Annotated in this window: 16 protein-coding genes; 6 read left to right on the plus strand and 10 right to left on the minus strand. The window is 37.8% G+C overall.

Annotated features, from left to right (window positions below):
* Window positions 1-17: 17 nt before the first annotated feature.
* Window positions 18-326, minus strand: a complete 309-nt coding sequence (locus BTO22_RS15265) for a DUF1289 domain-containing protein (protein ID WP_105056209.1) — start codon at window positions 324-326, stop codon at window positions 18-20.
* An 87-nt stretch (window positions 327-413) separates the two neighbouring features.
* Here BTO22_RS15265 and BTO22_RS15270 point away from each other — a divergent pair, with 87 nt between their 5' ends.
* Window positions 414-932, plus strand: coding sequence for a DUF2058 domain-containing protein (locus BTO22_RS15270; protein WP_105056210.1), 519 nt, complete (start codon window positions 414-416; stop codon window positions 930-932).
* A gap of 4 nt (window positions 933-936) precedes the next feature.
* Window positions 937-1,125, plus strand: coding sequence for a DUF2986 domain-containing protein (locus tag BTO22_RS15275; RefSeq protein WP_105056211.1), 189 nt, complete (start codon window positions 937-939; stop codon window positions 1,123-1,125).
* Window positions 1,126-1,224: 99 nt separating this feature from the next.
* Here BTO22_RS15275 and yjjG read toward each other — a convergent pair whose 3' ends face one another.
* From yjjG to BTO22_RS15300, 5 genes are read right to left on the minus strand one after another with little or no spacing between them, the layout of a single operon-like run.
* Entirely contained in the window at window positions 1,225-1,905 is a 681-nt protein-coding gene (gene yjjG, locus BTO22_RS15280; RefSeq protein WP_105056212.1) for a pyrimidine 5'-nucleotidase, read from the minus strand.
* A 40-nt stretch (window positions 1,906-1,945) separates the two neighbouring features.
* A complete protein-coding gene (gene modC / locus BTO22_RS15285; protein ID WP_105056213.1) occupies window positions 1,946-3,040 on the minus strand; it encodes a molybdenum ABC transporter ATP-binding protein ModC in 1,095 nt (364 codons plus the stop codon).
* A gap of 3 nt (window positions 3,041-3,043) precedes the next feature.
* Window positions 3,044-3,733, minus strand: coding sequence for a molybdate ABC transporter permease subunit (gene modB / locus BTO22_RS15290; RefSeq protein WP_105056214.1), 690 nt, complete (start codon window positions 3,731-3,733; stop codon window positions 3,044-3,046).
* Window positions 3,733-4,467 (minus strand): molybdate ABC transporter substrate-binding protein, encoded by a 735-nt coding sequence (gene modA / locus BTO22_RS15295; RefSeq protein WP_105056215.1) that lies wholly within the window; start codon window positions 4,465-4,467, stop codon window positions 3,733-3,735. Before modA ends, modB begins: the two co-directional genes overlap by 1 nt.
* Window positions 4,468-4,480: 13 nt before the next feature.
* A complete protein-coding gene (locus BTO22_RS15300) occupies window positions 4,481-5,968 on the minus strand; it encodes a cobyric acid synthase (protein WP_105056216.1) in 1,488 nt (495 codons plus the stop codon).
* Between the two features lie 221 nt (window positions 5,969-6,189).
* Between BTO22_RS15300 and BTO22_RS15305 the strand changes: the two genes are divergently transcribed.
* From BTO22_RS15305 to BTO22_RS15320, 4 genes are all read left to right on the plus strand, one after another.
* The gene (locus BTO22_RS15305; protein WP_105056217.1) at window positions 6,190-6,567 is read left to right on the plus strand and encodes a YgiW/YdeI family stress tolerance OB fold protein; all 378 of its coding nucleotides are present in this window, start codon (window positions 6,190-6,192) and stop codon (window positions 6,565-6,567) included.
* A gap of 83 nt (window positions 6,568-6,650) precedes the next feature.
* The gene (locus tag BTO22_RS15310; protein WP_105056218.1) at window positions 6,651-7,190 is read left to right on the plus strand and encodes a hypothetical protein; all 540 of its coding nucleotides are present in this window, start codon (window positions 6,651-6,653) and stop codon (window positions 7,188-7,190) included.
* 97 nt (window positions 7,191-7,287) lie between these two features.
* Window positions 7,288-9,174, plus strand: a complete 1,887-nt coding sequence (locus BTO22_RS15315) for a methyl-accepting chemotaxis protein (RefSeq protein ID WP_181044667.1) — start codon at window positions 7,288-7,290, stop codon at window positions 9,172-9,174.
* 168 nt (window positions 9,175-9,342) lie between these two features.
* Complete coding sequence (locus tag BTO22_RS15320) at window positions 9,343-10,761, plus strand: MltF family protein (RefSeq protein ID WP_105056219.1); 1,419 nt, start codon at window positions 9,343-9,345, stop codon at window positions 10,759-10,761.
* Between the two features lie 75 nt (window positions 10,762-10,836).
* Here BTO22_RS15320 and BTO22_RS15325 read toward each other — a convergent pair whose 3' ends face one another.
* The 4 genes from BTO22_RS15325 to nrdD form a co-directional block, all read right to left on the minus strand.
* Window positions 10,837-11,502 (minus strand): ATP-dependent zinc protease family protein, encoded by a 666-nt coding sequence (locus tag BTO22_RS15325; RefSeq protein ID WP_105056220.1) that lies wholly within the window; start codon window positions 11,500-11,502, stop codon window positions 10,837-10,839.
* A gap of 67 nt (window positions 11,503-11,569) precedes the next feature.
* Complete coding sequence (locus tag BTO22_RS15330) at window positions 11,570-12,757, minus strand: amino acid aminotransferase (protein ID WP_105056221.1); 1,188 nt, start codon at window positions 12,755-12,757, stop codon at window positions 11,570-11,572.
* A 90-nt stretch (window positions 12,758-12,847) separates the two neighbouring features.
* Complete coding sequence (gene nrdG / locus BTO22_RS15335) at window positions 12,848-13,318, minus strand: anaerobic ribonucleoside-triphosphate reductase-activating protein (RefSeq protein ID WP_105056222.1); 471 nt, start codon at window positions 13,316-13,318, stop codon at window positions 12,848-12,850.
* Window positions 13,318-15,438, minus strand: a complete 2,121-nt coding sequence (gene nrdD, locus BTO22_RS15340) for an anaerobic ribonucleoside-triphosphate reductase (RefSeq protein WP_105056223.1) — start codon at window positions 15,436-15,438, stop codon at window positions 13,318-13,320. Before nrdD ends, nrdG begins: the two co-directional genes overlap by 1 nt.
* Window positions 15,439-15,530: the final 92 nt, after the last annotated feature.

Genomic DNA, 15,530 nt, shown 5'->3' on the forward strand with positions numbered 1-15,530 from the left:
AAAGTAGCACGTAAAAATCACGCTATAGGCTTCCTTGATAAACAATGCTGACATAAGCACTCTGAGTTCTCAGAAATGATACCTACATCACGAGTTTCAATCTCAAAACACCAACACGTTTCCTTACCCATTTTGATGTCACATTGAGCTGGTTTTGTGCATTCGGGACACGTATGAGTGGATGATTTACCTGATAACCGATCCATTACATTTCCTCTCTCAATATCCGTCATTGATTTCCATTCTATTATTTCAGTGATTGTACGTTTACAACCAATACAGATACCGCCTTCGTTTTTACAAGCCGCAATACAAGGTGTTTTCATCTTTACTTCTCTCTATTGTCCTTTAAATCCCATACAACTCATGGGATAATCGTCAGAACTCGACATCGTTATTATTAGGAATTATTTATGGCGCTAAGCTTACAAGAGCAAATGCTAAAAGCTGGGTTAGTGAACCAAAAGAAAGTAGCAAAAGCAAAGAAAGCTTCAAAAAAATCTCGTGTTCAAAATCGTGAAGCAAAAGCGGCAGTAGAATTGAACAAAGCAGCTCAAGCTGAAAAAGACAAAGAACTAAGCTTGAAACACAAAGCCGAAAAAGATCAAAAAGAATTAACAGCTCAAATCAAACAATTGATCACTGCAAATAAACTTGATCGTACTCATGGTGACATTGGTTATAACTTTACTGATGGAACACTAGTCAAAAAAATGTATGTTGATAAAACAATGCAAACACAATTAGTTGCTGGTCGTTTAGCGATTGTACATTTTAATGAAGATTATGAAGTCGTTCCTGCTGGTGTTGCAGATAAGATTACCTTACGTGATGAATCAGTTGTTGTGCTTAACAACGTAATAGCGGAAGATGCACAGGATGAAGACGACCCGTATGCGGAATTCGTTATTCCTGATGATCTAATGTGGTAATACAATGAGCCGTAAAAACAAAGTTAAAGAGACTCTTTTAAAGAAACACCGCAGAACCCAAACTAAAAACAGCCGTTCGCATAACAAGCCAAAATACATCAGTAAAGCTGATCGTGAAAAAATGGCACTTGAAGCAGAACAAGCAACGGTAGAGTCTGAAAACACAGAACAAGTAACACCATCAGAAGAGTAATATTTCTGGTCAAGTGATACAAAAAAGCCTCATTGTTATAATAAACAATGAGGCTTTTTTATAATAGCAGCACAGTAATTTTACTGCGTAAGAAAACTTCTAAGCGCTATGTAGCAGCTCTTGTAAATCATTAAGTGTCTTAACGGTATATGTTGGCTCAACACCTTCAGGGCATGTTTGTTGGCTTGCATTTAGCCAGCATGTATCAACACCGGCATTCATTCCGCCAAGAACATCAGAATCAGGGTTATCACCAACCATTAATATGTTTGATAATTCAACCTCACCCATCATAGAAAAAGTATGTTCAAAAATACGTTTATCCGGTTTAGCTACACCCACTTGCTCTGAAATCGTAACTAATTCAAAGTAATGACTAAATCCTGTTTTTTCTAAACGGATCTTTTGCAATTCAGTAAAGCCATTAGTGATAATTCCCATTTTCACATTGTTTGCTAACAATGAATCAAGTAAGGTTTTAGCGCCATCCAATGGCGCACAAATCTCTGCCATTGCCATCATAAAAGCTGTGTTCATTGCCTTTGGGGTAACACCGACCTCGTTTGCCCAATACTCAAAACGTATTTCTTGTAGCTGTTGTGCTGTGATCTCATTATCTTGATATTGTACCCACAGCGGTTTGTTCACTAATTGATATTCAATAAACTGTTCTTTACTAAAGTGAATGCCGTAACCTTCAAACATACGTTGCAAACCAGCAAACGCATCAAAATGAAATAAGGTTTCATCTGCATCAAATAATATCCATTGGTACTTCATATCTACTTCTTCCTTTATGGTGCTTATTTTTAAAATATCATTATTTCGAACATAAATCGGATTGAGTCACACTTACACCTTTAATTTGTGCAAACCATTTTTGCCCAGGTGCTAGTACCAACTCTTCTTTTGCCCAACGTGTAATATTTGCCCACAACACGTGTCCCGATAAATTCAATTTCACCGCCACTACATCGTTTTCTTTGTCTTCAGTTAGACTTTCTATAACAACAGGGAGAATATTTCGAATAGAACTAAACTCTGGTTGTTGCTTAATCAAAGACACATCATTTGCTCGAATACGTAAACGAATATTTTGTCTTTTCTCCGTGCAATCACACGGTGACTTAACCCAAATGCCTTGCTGTGCGTTTTTTAAAGTCACCAATGTCATCGGGTGATCTGGATGCAACTCTGTTATCGTCCCTTCTAACAAGGCAGAATGCTCTGACGCATTTAACCAAGGACGCATTAATGGAGAGCTCCAAACTGAAGTAATATCACCAGATAAACTTACTGAGCCGTCATTAAGCAGAACCATATGATCTGCTAATCGTAAGATTTCATCTAAACTGTGTGACACATAAATAATTGGCGTTTGGATCTCTTTTGCTAACCTTTCTAAATAAGGCATTACTTCATGTTTTCTTGGTAAATCCAAAGAGGCTAATGGTTCATCCATGATAAGTAATGCCGGCTCAGAAAGAATTGCACGTCCAATCGCGACTCGTTGTTTCTCACCACCCGATAAAGAGTGCGGATAACGTTGCAGTAAAGATTCAATATCTAATAATTTGACGACATCATTAAAGCGAGAGGTTCTTTTGCCATGACAGCCATAAAGTAGATTCCCTTCCACTTTATAATGAGGAAATAGACGTGCATCTTGAAATACATAACCAATATGGCGTTGCTCTGGCGGTACAGAGACTCCCATACCTGAATCAAATAACACTGTGTTATTAAGACTGATTCGCCCAGAATTTGGGGAGCTAAGACCACTAATTATATTAGCAAGTGAAGACTTACCTGCACCCGAACGTCCGAAAACTGCACTGATCCCAGATGAGGGTAACGTTAACTGAACATCAAGACTAAAATCATCTAATTGTTTTTTTATATCAACGACTAACATGAATTAACCCATTAACCTTTTCTTGCTGGCACGCGCTAACCATTCTGAGAGTAATAATGAGATTAAAGCAACAATAATAGAAATAACACATAGGCGTGCAGCCTCCATTTCTGCCCCTGGGATTTCAATATAGCTAAACATGGCCAATGGAAGCGTTCGGGTTTCGCCTTCAATATTAGAAACAAAACTAATGGTTGCACCAAACTCCCCTAAACTACGAGCAAAAGCCAATACTGCTCCCGTTAAAATACCAGGTAACATTAAAGGAAGCGTGATAGTAGAGAATACTTTGGTGCGTGAAGCGCCGAGTGTTCTTGCCGCCTGTTCTAATTTTTGGTCGACTGATTCTAAAGCAAGACGAATCGCTCGAACCATTAATGGCAACGCTACAATCGCAGAGGCCAACGCAGCCCCTTTCCAATTAAAGCTAAATGTTAAACCAAATAACTCATACAACCATTTACCAATAACACCTTGTCGGCCCATTGAAATGAGCAGTAAGTAACCGATAACAACAGGTGGCAGCACTAAAGGTAAATGAATTAAACCATCGAGTATGGCTTTACCTTTAAACTCACAACGCGCGAGTACCCAAGCCAAAAGAATGCCAATAGGTAGAGAGAAACCTACAGCTATGCCTGCAATTTTTAAGCTTAATAGTAAGGCTTCTACTTCATAATCCGTCAATATCATTAAATTGTTGTAAACCCATAAGAAACAAAAATATTTTTTACTTTTTCAGATAATAAATACTGATAAAAACGAGTGACTTCATCTGATGTTTTATCTTTAATTATAGCCATAGGGTAAACGATAGGATCATGGGAATCCTCTGGAAACTCTTCAACTACCGTGACATTTTTTGACAATAATGCATCCGTTTTATACACAATACCTAACGGTGCTTCATCACGCTCAACAAACAGTAAGGCTGAGCGAACATTGTTACCTGAAGCAATATGATCTTTTATTTCTGGCCAACGAAACTGTTTTTCTAAACTTTGTTTACCGTAGATCCCAGCTGGCACATGCCTCGGATCCGCCATTGCGATTCGGAAGCCTTTTTGCCCAATAAACCACTGCCATGTATTTTCTTTTGGTGTGCTTCTCGAGGCAATTAAAACCAGAGTGTTTCGTAATAAATCCACCTTGCTTCCAACTTCAACTTGATCTTGTTCAATCAAGTAATCCATCCACTTAGTGTTTGCTGAGAGATAAATATCAGCAGGCGCTCCATTAGCAATTTGTCGAGCGAGTGACGAAGATCCAGCATAACTCACACGAACTCTTTCACCTGTTTCATCTTGGTATGCATCGACAATATCGTTCATCACATTGGTTAATGATGATGCAGCATATACGGTGACATTCGCTGAAACAGACAAAGAGCTAAACAGCAATACAAAAAATAACGTAATTCGAGACATATTCATTCAGTCCTTAATAGGCAGCTTTCTTTTCAAACAAACTTGGCCATAGTTGAGATAAATCTAAACTTTCTTCAATTGAATCCGCAATACGTTCGATCGCCTCTTCTTGAATTTCATTCATATCAATGGCCTTGCTTTCTTTTAAACCAGCCCAAGATAAAATCGCTTCAAAGGCTTGTGGTTCATCAAAAATACCATGTAAGTAAGTACCAAAGATCGAGCCTTCTTTATTTACTGTACCATCACGTCTTATTGATTGTTCACTATTAATCACAATAGGCGATTCATTTTTTACAGAGTCAGTACTTACTCCTGCATGAATTTCATAACCAGTAACTTTTACAGCTACTTGCTCTGGTAGAATTAATTCTCCTTCTACAAGAGTAAGTTGTTTCTGTTTTTTTAACTCAGTAGAAATTGATAAGTAACCTAACCCATCAATGGATGAAGCTTCCCCTTCAAGACCTAAAGGATCTGAAAGACGTTCGCCGAGCATTTGATAACCACCACAAATACCCATGACTTTGCCACCAAAACGAAGATGCCTTTCAATGTCTTTATCCCAACCTTGCGATTTAAGATAATTTAAGTCGGCTTGTACTGACTTACTGCCAGGAAGAATAATGAAATCAGCACCTGATAATGATTGCCCTTTACCAACAAACTGAAGATCTATTTCTGGATGTAAACGTAATGGATCAAAATCAGTATGATTACTAATACGAGTAACAACTGGAACTTTTACCACAAACTTCCCCTTCTCTTGCTGCTCACTCTTAATTGCATCTTCTGCTTCTAAGTTTAAACCATGCAAATAAGGTATAACGCCTAATACTGGTTTACCTGTTTTTTCTTCTAGCCATTCAAGACCGGGAACAAGTAAAGAGATATCACCACGAAAGCGGTTAATCACAAACCCTTTCACTCGCGCTTGCTCTGATTCAGATAATAGCACTAATGTGCCATATAGATGAGCAAACACACCTCCGCGATCAATATCAGCAACAATAATAACCGGAACATCAGCCGCTTCAGCAAACCCCATATTTGCTATGTCATTCTCACGTAAGTTAATCTCAGCAGGGCTTCCCGCCCCTTCAACTACAACGCACTGATAATGTTCATTCAAATATGAAAAAGATTCTAAAACATAAGGCATTGCCAGTTTTTTATAATCTTGAAAACCCCATGCGTCCATGGTTTCAATTGCTTTTCCTTGCACAATAACCTGTGCACCGATATCTGTATTTGGTTTTAATAAGATAGGATTCATATGAACATGAGGCTTTATTCTTGCGGCGTCAGCTTGCAAAGCCTGAGCTCTACCAATTTCACCACCGTCTTCTGTCACAGCACTATTCAGTGCCATATTTTGAGGTTTAAAAGGGGCAACTTGGATCCCTTTATTTGCCAACACTCGGCATAAGCCTGCCACCAGTACTGTTTTACCGGCATCAGAAGTGGTTCCTTGAACCATTAACGGAGATAAAGCCTTCATAATTCCATCTAATTTCGTTGTATATCATGCCGGTAATATTAACATTGTTCTCACTTGAGAGGCTAATTATCCCCACTCTTAATTTCTTTGTCTTACTCCTAATAACTAGATGAATAGAATATGAATGCATTAGTCACGATAGATTCAGCTAGCCTTTGCTTTAATAGCGTTATCGAAACAAAGTGCAATCACTAACTGATTATCAAATAAAGGATTAAATTATGAAAAAGACAATCATTGCAATTACAGCAGCCCTAATTTTATCTCCAACTATCGCTTTAGCTGATAATGGCGGTCACAACCAAAAACACGTTCAATTTAATTACACAGGTCCAGTAACAACAACGACCATCGCTGAATTATTAAAAGACACGAGCATGTTTGCCGAGCAAGATGCGACAATTGATGGACGTATTATTCGTCACATCCGTAAAGATAAATATCTATTCTCAGATGGAACCAATGAAATTCAAATTGAATTAGATAATGATATTTCAATGCCAACCGCAATTAATGAAACCACTAAAGTTCGTATTTTTGGTGAATACGAGGGCGGTAATACTCCTGAAATAGAAGTAGATCGTTTACAAACATTATAAAATAAATCATCAATAGATAATCTGGCCTGCTTATTGCAGGCTTTTTCATAGATAAAATTCATGAATATCAGGTTAACTAAGTTATGGAATCAACTAAGTACATCAAAAAAGCCCTTCTTTTAGCGACAGCGCTGACATCTTCAACGGCAATGGCGAACAATTTCCCTTATAGTTTTTTTGAAGCTCGTATCGGTACAAGTCCTGGTACCTATGGTGTGCAAGTTAACCAACAATTCACAGAAAACTCTCACCTTGTAGCTAAAGTAGATACTGAATTTTCAGGTGATTGGGATGTGGCTGGTGGTATCGGTTTTAATGGCCCAATTAATGAATTTTCCGATATTTACGGTCAACTACTTCTTCATAATGTAAAAGACAACAGCAGTGATAAATTCGGTGATGAGATGCTTACTGAAATTAATATTGGCTTTAGATTATGGCTAATGCAGCAAATTGAAGTAGGTGCTCAATACGGTCAACTATTTAATAGTGACATAAGTAAAGACATTGGCAGTGTTCATTTCCGTTTCCACTCCACCGAACAATTATCAGTGGGCGCTGAAGCTAAGTTCAATGGTGTTTATGGTGGTCAAATGATGATGACTGCACGATTTACTTTCTAATGTAAGTTGATCAATTACCTACACATACTTAGTAAAAATAAAAGCATTGGACAACATTACGTTGTTCGTTATTAAAGGATTAATTAGTGGTTTTAATATGTTGAAAAATATCTCAATTAAAAACAAACTTACACTTATGTTTGTGACTGTCATTTTAATTATGGCGTCGATTCAAATAGTAATGACTGGACGTCAACTGCTTGCGGAAACCTATCACTCTGTGAATCAATTTTCAACGGTACTTACCAAAACAAATGTGTCAGGTCTTGAAAAATGGATAAATGGAAGAATAAGTATTGTAGAAGCATCAACCCGTTCTTTTACTCACTCTGACGCGCCTGTTGATTACTTAAATCAATCCCAAAGAGCTGGACACTTTATTATTAATTACGCAGGGTTAGATACTGGTGATTTTATCCAAAGTAACTCCGACAACCCTGTTCCTTCAGATTATGATCCTCGTCAACGCGGCTGGTACCAAGAAGCATCATCAACTTCAAATGCTATTGTAACAAGTCCTTACGTTGATGCTAGTAATGGCGATTTAGTGGTAACTATTGCTAAAGCATTCAATATTAATGGTCACCATGGCGTTGTTGGTGCAGATGTAAGCATTCAATCTCTTGTTGATGATATTTTAGCAATAAACCAAGATGGCGTATCTGCCTTTCTTATTGATGGTAACGGTAATTTTGTTGCTCATCCTGATAGAAATATGGCGATGAAATCGGTTTCTGCGCTTGGTAATGAATTTTCATTAAATAAAATTCAGCAATTAGCAAGGACTAACTCTCAAAGTGAAACTTTGGTTAATGGTAACGAAGCTTTCTTAACCGCTGCCAAAATACCTCAAACAGATTGGTACTTTATTGTTGTCGTTGATAAACAACAAGCCTTTGGCTCAGTTCGTGATGTATTACGTGATTCTACATTGATGACATTATTACAAATTGCCATCATTGCTGCCCTTGCTATGTATTTAATTCAGAAAGCGTTAGCTCCTCTCAATATATTAAGCAAAGCAATGAAAGACTTATCAAATGGTAACGGTGATTTAACTCAACGCATTACTGTAGAATCAAAAGATGAGATTGGAATCTTGGCTACTCATGTCAACGGCTTTGTAGAAAAACTACAGACCATTGTAAAAGACATTGCAACCTCATCTTCAGAACTTGATTCACAATCAAAAGTAAGCACAAAAGTAGCACGCCAAACTAGCGATGGATTAGCGATTCAATTAAATGAAATCTCTCAAATAGCGACGGCTGTTCATGAAATGTCAGCAACAGCTCAAGAAGTCGCGAATAATGCACAAATAACGGCAGATTCTGCAGTCAGCTCAACTAAGAATTGTGAACAAGGTAAACAAGTGATCATGCGTAATCAGCAATCAATCACTAACCTAGCCTCTCAAGTGGACAATGCCTCAGGGATTATCCAAGAGTTAGATAAAAATGCACAAGACATTAATACTATTCTTTCTACTATCAGAGATATTGCAGAGCAGACCAACCTCCTCGCTTTAAATGCCGCCATTGAAGCAGCACGAGCTGGTGATCAAGGTCGAGGCTTTGCCGTTGTTGCTGATGAAGTTCGAGTGTTATCACAAAGAACTCATAGCTCAACTGATGAAATCAGACATATGATTGAGACTTTACAGCGTAATACTGCAAATGCAGTTCAAAGCATGGATGAAAGTAAAGTCTTTGCTCAATCAAGTGTTGATGATGCGAATAATGCAACTCAAGCTCTAGAAGAAATTTCCATATCAATAATGCAGATTTCAGACATGGCAACACAAATATCTAATGCAGCAGCAGAGCAAAGAACGGTGACAGATGAAGTTAGTATGAACATACAATCAGCCAATGATGTCTCTGACCAAATGTCAAATCAAGCTGAAAACTCTCAAAAACTGTCTGAAGAATTACGTGGCATTTCTAAGCAACTTAATAATCAGGTTAATTTATTTAAATACTAACCATTTAAGCAGATTTTAGAAAAATAAAAATAACGCCAGTGCATTTATAATGAATGTACTGGCTTTTTGTTTTATTAATGAGAATTAAACCAATCTATATCAAAGAACTTGATTTCGTCTTCTTTTAACCCTAACTTGTTATTATGTTGTTAAAAAGGATGTTGCGACATGATGTTTTTACATAAATATATTTTGTTATTCTTCTTCTTCCCTAGCATAGTATTTGCTTTGGAACTCTCTCCATTGGCACAAGTCCCTTATACTGGAGATCTTGATAGCCTAAAGAAAAAAGGAATTGTGCGTGTTCTTGTTTCTGCTGATCTCGGTTTTTACTATATAGAAAAAGGACAACCCAAAGGGATTATTGCCGAGTTTATTCATCATTTTGAATTATATTTACACAAGAAAAAGATAAATGTGAATGTACAGGTGATCCCTGTTCCAAGAGACGATCTTCTCAACGCTCTCGAAGCCGGTTTTGGGGACATTGCCGTTGCCAATTTAACCATTACTCCTCAACGATTAAAATATGTTGATTTCAGTGATCCTATCATTAGTAACAGCCAAGAGTGGCTTGTTACCTCAAAATCAATACCAAAAATTACGTCATTTGAAGAACTGTCAGGAAAAGAAGTCTGGGTACGCGCAAGCTCGAGCTACTTTGAGAGTTTGCAGCAAATTAATCAGCAACTCTCTTCTGACGATATCCCTCCTATCCACGTTCAATTCATTGAAGAGAACTTACAAGATTACGAATTAATGGAGATGATCAATCAAGATATCCTCCCTATTACTGTCATCGATAGCCATAAATCTCAGCTATGGACAAAAATCATGAACAATATCGTTATTCATGAAGAACTCCCTATCCGCACTAACGCGAGTATCGGCTGGGCAATGAGGAAAAACAGTCCTCAATTGAAATCAGAAGTAAATCTATACGCGAATAAAATCAAACAAGGTTCTTTTTTAGGTAATGTTATTTACAATAAATATCTCGATAACTCTAAATGGTTTAAAAAAGCATTAAACCCAAATACAGTTAAACAATTTAACAGCCTTGCCGTATTATTCGAACAATACGCCGAACAATATCAGTTTGATTGGCTAATGATTTCAGCACAAGCGTATCAAGAATCTAGGTTTAACAATCGTTTGGTTTCTCACATGGGCGCTGTTGGGATTATGCAAGTACTACCTAAAACAGCAAAAGAACCTTATATCAATATCAAGAATTTCAGGCAGCTAGAACATAATATTCATGCAGGTGTTAAGTACATGAATTTTGTACATAAGCGTTACTTCCAGAAGCCTGAAATAACAAAAGAAAATCAAATGTACTTTTCGTTAGCCGCTTATAATGCAGGGCCTGCAAATGTAAGGAAAATGCGCAGAATGGCAGTAAAACATGGTTATGACCCTAATGTTTGGTTCAATAACGTCGAAATTATGGCTCGAAAGTACGTCAGCAAAGAGCCTGTCCATTACGTTACCAACATCAGTCGTTATTATGTTATCTATAAGCAGATAGCTCTATTACAAGCTCTCAGAGAACAACAAAACGCATCTAATTATAAATTATTTTAATAAAGTCCAGCAGTATCAATAAAAACGCCCAAACATTATGTTTGGGCGTTTTTATTTCATTACGATTTATTCAAGTTATTTCTCTAACTTTACTTTTGGTTGAATAAATTTCTTACTTACATCAACAACAGCTACATCACGAAAAAAAGTTCTTCCAAGCAATACAGGGAATGTCATGTGTGTGCGGTCATTAAGCGTAAATTCTGTTTTCGTTTTTAAGTCACCAATTTGTACCCATGCTTCAATCACTGGACGATCGGTGCGTTTTTCTGTACTTGATTGACGTATAGTTACAATACGTGAAACTGGAGATTCAAATTCCTTAGTTTCTTTATCATTATGAGCCAGTTTAAACTTAACCCAATTTTTCCCATCACGCTCAAACATTTCAATATCAACCGCTGAAATTGAAGACGTCGTCGCGCCAGTATCTATACGAGCTTTCGCGTTATGGTTAATCGCTTTAATGTACATCCACTCTTCTTCACCTAAAATTAATTTACCATCAGCTGTTTTTAGGCTTGTCGCCACTGGAGGTTTAGGGTCAATTTGTGGTTTTTGCTCTGGCTTCACTGCTGGTTTTGTTTCTGGTTTAACCGCAGGTTTTGTCTCTGGTGTCAACGGCTGCTCAACTGCAGGTTTATCTGTTGTACCCGTTTCTGGTGTTGTAGCTGTTGTTGACATACAACCAGCCAGCAAAATAGGTAAAAATAACGTTGACCATTTTTTTGTTATCTTCATGCGTTTTCCTTTACTGTCTTATCTGTAATCGTTCATTCTATTATAGTAATAAATCTCAAAATATCTGTTACTTATTTGCAACAGAGGCAACAGATTTAGCAATATAATCAATATGCTGCTCTTGCATTCCTGCGATATTAATACGACCATCTCCTACCGCATAAATTCCATGTTCAGATTTTAATGCCGCCATTTTCTCGCTATTAAAACCAATGACAGAAAACATTCCCTTGTGATGTTCAATAAAATCAAAATCTGTTGATTGAGTTTCATTACGTAATGCAGCACAAAGATTCGTACGCAAACCAAGCAGGCGCTTTTGCATCGTATCTAGCTCAGTACGCCACGATAGTGTTAATGCTTCATCATTTAAGATCCTACCTACAATAGCCGCACCATGATCTGGTGGCATGGTGTAAGTTGCTCGTGCCATTTGCAGCAGTTTAGCTTTTGCATTCATTGCAATTTCAAGGTTTGCTGCAATCACCATTGCTGCGCCTGTTCTTTCACGGTACAAACCAAAGTTTTTTGAACATGAGGTGGCAATAAACATTTGAGGAACACGGTCTGCCATAAAACGTAAACCTGCCGCATCTGCCTCTAAGCCATCACCAAATCCTTGGTAAGCAATATCAACAAAAGGAATAAAACCATTTTTTAGGGCTAATTCTGTAATCGCAATCCAATCAGAAAGACGAATATCGGCTCCTGTTGGGTTATGGCAACAACCATGCAATAGGATAATGTCTTTAGGACCAGCTTTTGCTAAATCAGCCATCATAGCTTCGCTATCAACTTGTTTCGTTGTAGGGTTAAAGTAATTGTAGTGTTTAACCTTTAAGCCCGCTGCTTCCATTACTGGTTGATGATTAATATAGCTAGGGTTACTAATCCAAACCGTTGCACCCGACTCTGTTGATTTAATCAAATCGGCAATCATACGTAACGCACCACTTGCCCCTGGTGTTTGAATCGCAGAAACACGCTCATATGCTGAAGTATCACGTAAAAGAAGATCAACCATGCTTTGGTTAAAAACTTCACAACCAGCAAGACCAACATACGCTTTAGTTGTTTGCTCTGCTGCAATAGATTTCGCAGAATCACTAACCGCTTTCATGATTGGGGTTTGACCTTGGTCATTACGATAAACACCAATACCGAGATCCACTTTGTTAGCACGATCGTCAGCACGATATTCAATAGAAAGAGAAAGAATCGGATCTTTAGCAGGAGTTGCTATATTTTGCAGCATATTTTCATATCCTTATGATCTGTAATGCATTTAAATTACCATTCAGACAGGAAAATATCACGGTTTATTGTTTATTTTTTCACAATTTCCTTACAATACATTAATTGTATGAATGATTTGATTGCTCGAACCACGCCACTCCAATGACGGATCGGCTTTATCTTGCTCAAAGCGACCATCAATTAGTGTATCAATAAGAGCCACTATTTCTTTTTGTGTTTCGTTAAGCTCATTTAATTCGTAACCCGTCCACATCCAAATGTCTTTATTTTCGCATTCAGATTTGACTCGCTTTACTAACTTAAGTACTGCTTCGCAGTTCATTGGGTGCAAAGGATCACCGCCTGATAACGATAATCCTCGACGATAAATACGCGTATCATTCAAATCAGCAATGATCTTATCTTCTAATTGCTGACAAAATGCATGTCCGGAATTTGGATTCAATGTGGACTTGTTGTAGCACCCTTTGCAATTGTGCTCACAACCAGAAACAAACAGGGTACAGCGTGTACCCGGCCCGTTAATCACATCAATCGAATGATAAACGTGATAATTCATTATAAATGCTTCACTCGGCGTTGAACTTCTTCTTGCTTGCCAAAGTTAAATGGACGCGCATCTGGGCTACCTAAATAGCCACATACTCGACGAGTTACTGATACTTTGGTTGAGTCATGGTTACCACATTTAGGACAAGTAAAGCCTTTACTTGTACATTCAAACTCGCCGTTGTAACCACACTCATAACATTCATCAATTGGTGTATTTGTTCCGTAATAAGGCACACGGCTATAGCTGTAGTCCCATACATTTTCTAACGCTTCAATGTTGCGTTGCATGTTAGGGAATTCACCATAACAAATAAAACCACCACTTGAGATCTCAGGATACGGCATTTCAAAATCAATTTTATCGTACGGATTTACTGTTTTTTGCACATCTAAATGGAAACTGTTGGTGTAATAACCCTTATCTGTCACTTTATCGATAACACCGAATTCTGTGTTATCTAGCTTACAGAAGCGTGAACATAAGTTTTCACTTGGTGTTCCATAAAGACTAAAGCCAAAACCTGTTTCTTTTGTCCATACTTGAACTGCATCTTTTAGATACTGAATAATTTCTAATGCTTTAACTTGAAGGTCAGCATTGTCATATAGGTGGTCATCACTCTTGAATAGCGCTTCAATTGTCTCATGTACACCAATATAGCCTAATGATACTGACGCTCGGCCATTTTTAAAGATGTTAATAATGTCATCATCTGGATTTAAGCGAACACCACATGCACCTTCCATATAAAGGATTGGGGCAACGCGCGCTTTAACGCCTTCTAAACGAGAAATGCGAGACTCTAAAGCGCGACGACAAAGAACAAGGCGCTCATCAAGTAATTTGTAGAATGCCGTTACATCCCCTTTTGCTTCAATTGCAACGCGAGGCAAGTTTAAACTTACTACGCCAAGGTTGTTACGACCATCATGAATTTGTTCGCCATTTTCTTCATATAAATCTAAGAAGCTACGACAACCCATCGGAGTTTTAAATGACCCAGTAATTTCAACTACTTTGTCGTAGTTAAGAATATCTGGATACATACGCTTTGACGCACATTCAAGCGCAAGCTCTTTAATGTCGTAATGTGGATCTGATTTTTTATGGTTTAAGCCATCACGAATAGCGAAAACTAATTTAGGGAATACCGCTGTTTTACGGTTTTTACCTAAACCTGCAATACGGTTCGCTAATATAGAACGTTGGATTAATTTTGATTCCCAACTTGTTCCTAAACCAAAACCAAACGTTACGAATGGCGTTTGTCCATTAGCGGTATGTAGTGTATTTACTTCATACTCAAGAGATTGAAATGCGTCGTAGCATTCTTTTTCTGTTTGTGCTTGAGCAAATGCTTCTGAATCAGGAATGCCCCATTTCTCAGCTAATTTTAATGCCTTTTGATAACTAATTGTTACGTATGGTGCAAGAATTTCATCAATACGGTTAATCGTAGTTCCACCGTAGATATGACTTGCTACTTGCGCAATAATTTGCGCAGTAACAGCAGTTGCCGTTGCAATCGATTTTGGCGTATCGATTTCCGCATTACCCATTTTAAAGCCACCTGTTAACATGCCTTTTAAATCAATCAGCATACAGTTGAACATTGGGAAGAATGGTGCGTAATCTAAATCATGATAATGGATCTCACCACGTTCATGTGCTTGTACAATATCACGTGGTAAAATATGGCGTGTTGCGTAGTGCTTAGCAACAATACCCGCTAATAAATCACGTTGTGTTGGAATAACTTTACCGTCTTTATTTGCGTTTTCATTTAATAATTCAGCATTACTTTGTTCAATTAGGCCACTGATCTCTTTATTGAGCACACTGATTTTTTCACGAGCAATATCACGATCATGACGATACTCAATATAAGCACGAGCTAATACTTTATGTGGTCCTTGCATTAATTCGTTTTCAACCAGTTCTTGGATTTGACGAATACCCACTTCTTGTTGTCCCTGTAAAGCAACCTCAACAGCATGAGCCACTAACTGTGCATAACTCTCAATCTCAGGCGTTACCTGCTCTGATGCACCTTTTACAGCGTCAATAATACGAGAATTCTTATAGGCTGCACGACTTCCATCTCGTTTGATTACAGTTATATTCACAGTGGCTCCAAATACTAAATAGTGGGGGTATTAGACTCGCTAACACAAGATGTGGTGTATTAAGCTCGATCTGAGAATAAAATACCTTGATC

The sequence above is a fragment of the Aliivibrio sifiae genome (assembly GCF_002954705.1).
GTDB classification, from domain to species: domain Bacteria; phylum Pseudomonadota; class Gammaproteobacteria; order Enterobacterales; family Vibrionaceae; genus Aliivibrio; species Aliivibrio sifiae_A.